3 protein-coding genes and 1 pseudogene are annotated in these 5,465 nt (G+C 42.6%); 3 read left to right on the top strand and 1 reads right to left on the bottom strand.

The features are described from left to right. Nucleotides 1-159 precede the first annotated feature (159 nt). The 3 genes and pseudogenes from F6K52_RS31595 to F6K52_RS31585 form a co-directional block, all read left to right on the top strand. Nucleotides 160-1,554 (top strand): ATP-binding protein, encoded by a 1,395-nt coding sequence (locus F6K52_RS31595; protein WP_364420678.1) that lies wholly within the window; start codon nt 160-162, stop codon nt 1,552-1,554. An 18-nt stretch (nt 1,555-1,572) separates the two neighbouring features. After that, nucleotides 1,573-4,275 carry a tetratricopeptide repeat protein gene (locus F6K52_RS31590; protein WP_293088238.1) on the top strand — a complete coding sequence of 901 codons (2,703 nt, stop codon included), beginning with the start codon at nt 1,573-1,575 and terminating at the stop codon, nt 4,273-4,275. Between the two features lie 12 nt (nt 4,276-4,287). Next, nucleotides 4,288-4,350, top strand: a pseudogene (locus F6K52_RS31585) (hypothetical protein); the annotation flags it as partial. 294 nt (nt 4,351-4,644) lie between these two features. On the opposite strand, the gene F6K52_RS31580 reads toward F6K52_RS31585, so the two are convergent. Further along, nucleotides 4,645-4,770: a hypothetical protein gene (locus F6K52_RS31580; protein ID WP_267873693.1), complete on the bottom strand. Its 126-nt coding sequence runs from the start codon at nt 4,768-4,770 to the stop codon at nt 4,645-4,647. Nucleotides 4,771-5,465: the final 695 nt, after the last annotated feature.

Genomic DNA, 5,465 nt, shown 5'->3' with positions numbered 1-5,465 from the left:
ATGATAAAAGCGATCGAGCGACCTAGGGTTGTCACCCGATTACATCATCTCTCCACTCCCTCCAGTTAAACTACTACTGGTAGCAATGCGGGTAATGGTCTTTAAAAATTAAACAGACAAAGGGATCCAGCCCTATGTGACAAGCTAAATCATTCCCTCTTGCCTCTTGCCTCTTGCCTCTTGCCTCTTGCCTACTCCCTACTCCGTGTTCCCTCCATGACTTACACCTCTGATTTACTGGAAAACCTCTACAATGCCTTTGACCCCTCCCAACCGTTACCGGCAGGGGACCCGGTTTATGTCGATTGTCGGGAAGTGCGGGGGGATGGAGAGATCCAGGTGGATTTAGGGAAAGAGATGTTGCTTTCTAAGCGAGAGACCTATCATTTATATGGAGGTCATCGGGGGGCAGGAAAATCTACAGAATTGTTCCGATTGAAGCAATATTTGGAACAAAATAACTTCTATGTGGTGTATTTTGCCGCAGATGAAGAAGATGTGGACTCCGAAGATACTCAATATACCGATATTCTGCTGGCCTGTACTCGCCATTTACTCGAAGACCTCAAGGACAGTGCTAATCCCAGGCCCTTGCTGAACTGGCTGGAAAGCCGCTGGCAAGAGTTGAAAGATTTGGCCCTGACTGAATTAGCATTTGATGGACTAAGTGCAGAAGCAAAAATCTCTCAGTATGGCAAGCTAACGGCTAATTTAAGAGCTGTACCAACCTTGCGTCAACAGATTCGACAGAAAATTAATCCCCACACCGTTACTCTCCTAAAGGCGTTGAATCAATTTATTACAGAAGCCAAACAGAACTTACCCGCTGGATGTACTAAATTAGCAGTGATTGCGGATAATTTAGACCGGATTGTGCCAGTTATCCAAGAGAGTAACCAAACTAATCATGAAGAAATTTTTTTAGACCGTAGTGAACAATTAAAAGGATTAAAGTGCCATATTGTCTACACAGTTCCGATTTCAATGCTGTACTCAAAGCGAACTAATGATTTGCGAGATATCTATGGTGATGCCCAGGTGTTACCGATGATTATGGTGCGAACTAAAGAGGGTAACCTCTATCAGCCTGGATTCAATAAAGTTAAAGAAGTGATTAGCAAGCGAGTCGGCCAATTTGCTCCCACTCGCTCCCTAGAAACCGATATATTTGAAAGTCCAGAAGCCTTAGAGCGCTTGTGTCTTATGAGTGGAGGTCATGTGCGGAATTTGCTATTATTAATCCAAACTGCCATTGCTCGCACCGAAACCTTACCAATTTCCCTCAGAGCAGTGCAACGATCCATTACTGATGCACGAGATACCTATCGCCGAACGGTTCAGGATGGACAGTGGTCAATTTTAGCCGATGTTTACCGCTCCAAGCAGATACACAATAATGACCAGTATCGTCAGTTATTATTTAATCGCTGTTTGTTAGAGTATCAATACTTTGATGACGAAGGAGAAAGACAGTGTTGGTACGATGTTCATCCCCTGATTAAAGGGATTAAGCAATTTCAAGACGCTTGTGCTCAACTAGACTCACAGCAGTAATGAGAACTGCAAAAACTAATGGTAAACTTTACAGATGCGGACGAGGATTTACCGCCAGCAAGTCCAGAAGAACAATACCAAGACTTACTCCGTGCCGTTCGACGCCGTAGAGGGTTTGGATTATTATTTGTCCGTTGTTCTCCCGCAGAAGCAGAGAAGTTGGTTAAGCAGGTTAAGCAGGATTTGCCTCAGAAAAAAATAGAGGTGTTGCGCTTCGAGGAACCGATTGATAATTTATACGGCATTGTTCAGGATCACCCCGACCGCGAGCACATCAAGGTTTTATTTATCCAAGGTCTAGAATATTCGTTTTATAAGTATGAAGAGACGAAACGTCAGCAGGGATGGGATAACAAAGCAATTTATTCCTATAGTTGGAAAGGCGTTCCTCATATTTTAAATCATCTCAACCAACACAGAGAACGATTTCGAGATGATTTTAATATTTGTTTTGTGTTTCTATTACGGCCATTTGTGCTGAATTATTTTATCCACCGTGCTCCCGACTTTTTTGACTGGCGTTCTGGTATGTTTGACTTTCCTAGCAAATCAGAGGAATGTCAACAAGAAGACTTTCAGAATCAGTCCTTAAATCCTAAAGAACGAAGTAAAAAAATTATCGCTATTCAAGAACGCCTCGAAGCAGAGCATCACACTCCTGAAGAGCAAGCTGATTTACTAGTTGAACTAGGAATGCTACTCGTTGCTGCCCAAGAGTATGAAGACGCGATCGCTAACTTCGACCAAGCTTTGGAAATTAAACTGGATGATCACCAAGTTTGGTACAGCCGGGGGGTTGCCCTATCGATATTAGGGCGTTTGGAAGCAGGGATTGATTCCTATGACCAAGCTTTGAAAATTAAACCTGATCTCTACCAAGCTTGGTACAACCAGGGGATTGCCCTATCCGATTTAGGAAATTTGGAAGCAGGGATTGAATCCTTTGACAAAGCTGTGAGAATTAAACCCGACCTAAACCAAGCTTGGTACAACCGGGGTAATGCCCTTTTGGATTTAGGACTAAACAAAGCAGCGATTAAATCCTATGACAAAGCTGTGAAAATTAAATCTGATTTCCACCAAGCTTGGTACCATCGGGGGATTGCTCTATCCGATTTAGGACATTTAAAACCAGGGATTGAATCATTTGACCAAGCTTTGAACATTAAACTGGATTTCCACCAAGCTTGGAATAGCCGGGGGGTTGCCCTATCCGATTTAGGAAATTTGGAAGCAGGGATTGAATCATTTGACCAAGCTTTGAACATTAAACCCGATGACCACGAAGCTTGGTACAACCGGGGGAATGCCCTATCCGATTTAGGACGAAATGAAGAAGCCATCGATTCCTATGACCAAGCTTTGAAAATTAAACCGGATTTCCACCTAGCTTGGAACAACCGGGGGATTGCCTTATCAGATTTAGGACGAAATGAAGAAGGCATCGATTCCTATAACCAAGCGTTGAAATTTAAACCCGACCTCCACCAAGCTTGGAATAACCTGGGGCTTGTTCTATTGAATTTAGGACGAAAAAAAGCAGCGATATATTCCTATGCCCAAGCTTTGAAAATTAAACATGATGACCACCAAGCTTGGAATAACCAGGGGAATGCCTTATCGGATTTAGGACGAAATGAAGAAGCCATCAATTCCTATCACCAAGCTTTGAAAACTAAACCGGATTTCCAGCAAGCTTGGAATAACCTGGGGAATGTCTTATCGGATTTAGGACGAAATGAAGAAGCCATCGATTCCTATGACCAAGCTTTGAAAATTAAACATGATGACCACGAAGCTTGGTACAACCGGGGGAATGCTTTACATAAATTAGGACAAAATAAAGCAGCCATTAAATCCTATGATAAAGCTTTGAAAATTAAACCTAATTACCACCAAGCTTGGAATAACCGGGGGATTGATATATCGGATTTAGGACGAAAAAAAGCAGCGATTAAATCCTATGATAAAGCTTTGAAAATTAAACCCGATTACCACCTAGCTTGGTACAACCGGGGAGTTGACCTACAGAAATTAGGAAAAAATGAAGCAGCGATTAAATCATTTGACAAAGCTTTAAAAATTAAACCCGATTACCACCTAGCTTGGTACAAGCGGGGAGTTACCTTATTGGCATTAGGACGAAATGAAGCAGCGATTAAATCATTTGACAAAGCTGTAAAAATTAAACCCGATTACCACCAAGCGTGGCATAACCGGGGGATTGCCCTATTGGATTTAGGACGAAATGAAGCAGCGCTTGAATCCTATAACAAAGCTTTGGAAATTAAACCCGATTACCACCTAGCTTGGTACAAGCGGGGAGTTACCTTATTGGCATTAGGACGAAATGAAGCAGCGCTTGAATCCTATAACAAAGCTTTGGAAATTAAACCCGATTACCACCAAGCGTGGCATAACCGGGGGATTGCCCTATTGGATTTAGGACGAAATGAAGCAGCGCTTGAATCCTATAACAAAGCTTTGGAAATTAAACCCGATTTCCACCAAGCTTGGAATAATCGGGGGATTGCCTTATGGAAATTAGGACAAAATGAAGCAGCGATTAAATCCTATGATAAAGCTTTAAAAATTAAACCCGATTTTTACCAAGCTTGGAACAACCGGGGGATTGCCCTACGGAAATTAGGACGAAACGAAGCAGCGATTGAATCCTATGACCAAGCTGTGAAACTTAAACCCGATCACCACCAAGCTTGATACAACAAAGCCTGCTGTTATGCCTTACAAGGAAATATAGACTTAGCCCTTGATAACTTGAAACAGGCAATTACTCTCAATCCTGAAGAATATCGAGAGATGGCAAAAACTGACTCAGATTTTGATACCATTCGCTCAGATCAGCGGTTTCAGGCTTTGATTAATGTCAACTCGGGAATCGGGAGTCGGTAGTCGGGAATAGGGAATAGGGAATAGGGAATATGGAAAAAATTCTGTATACCTCATTACTATAAGAAACGCTATAGCAATAGGAGTAATGGTGTGGACTACTTCAACTAAGGAAGAATTACTAATACCAATTTCAAACTATACTCTTGCTCCCCATCTCCCCACGCCCAGCCCTATCGCTTATTCCAGTTGCCGTTCCGAGGGTGTTATGGTGTCCATCAAGCCTTCAAAGGTACCAGAATTGACGATAAAATACAACAATCCAGCAAACACTAGAAGAGCTAGAAGCATGGAACAACCGCGCATATCCTTCTCCTCCTTTAATTTATGAGCACTATCAGCATTATTCCACAAGGTTGTTACCTTAGCGGACAGGCAATTACCGTAAAAGCAACAACCCTGCGGGGTTAAAAGCGGCGGAGTTAAATAGGTTTAAACCTAATATTTTCCGCTACTGAATTAATTATATTTAATTCTGGTCAAAGAATAAATATTTTTGTATCAATTTGTTATTAACTGTGTAACGAAGTGTAAAAACCTCTTGTAAGCTATCAGCATTCAGCATTCAGCCATCAGCCATCAGCCATCAGCATTCAGCATTCAGCCATCAGCATTCAGCCATCAGCATTCAGCCATCAGCCATCAGCATTCAGCGTCGAAGTCTGTGCCAAGCTGTTCGCGTAGCGTGCGCGTAACACATATGCTTACATCTCAGTTCCCTGGCCTTTTGGCCTTTTGGCCACGCGTGCGCGTTCGGCCACGCTACGGGAATGCCCAAGGGAGGAATTCATAGTCTTTGGCTTTGAGTCCGTTGAACTCGTCAGCCCGATTGCTTGTTTTAAGCTGACAGCTGTTGGCGTAGCGTGAGCTAAAAGCTCACGGCTGACAGCTCACGGCTAAATGCTTACCTAAATACTTTGGCAAAAGGTATATTAGATCACAGATTTACGGTTTTGGTGAGAGGATTTTTCACGAATCGATAATGATTGCTATATTGCAAG

Source organism: Moorena sp. SIO3H5 (assembly GCF_010692395.1).
Lineage (GTDB): Bacteria > Cyanobacteriota > Cyanobacteriia > Cyanobacteriales > Coleofasciculaceae > Moorena.
This window is presented reverse-complemented; position numbering and strand designations above follow the sequence as displayed.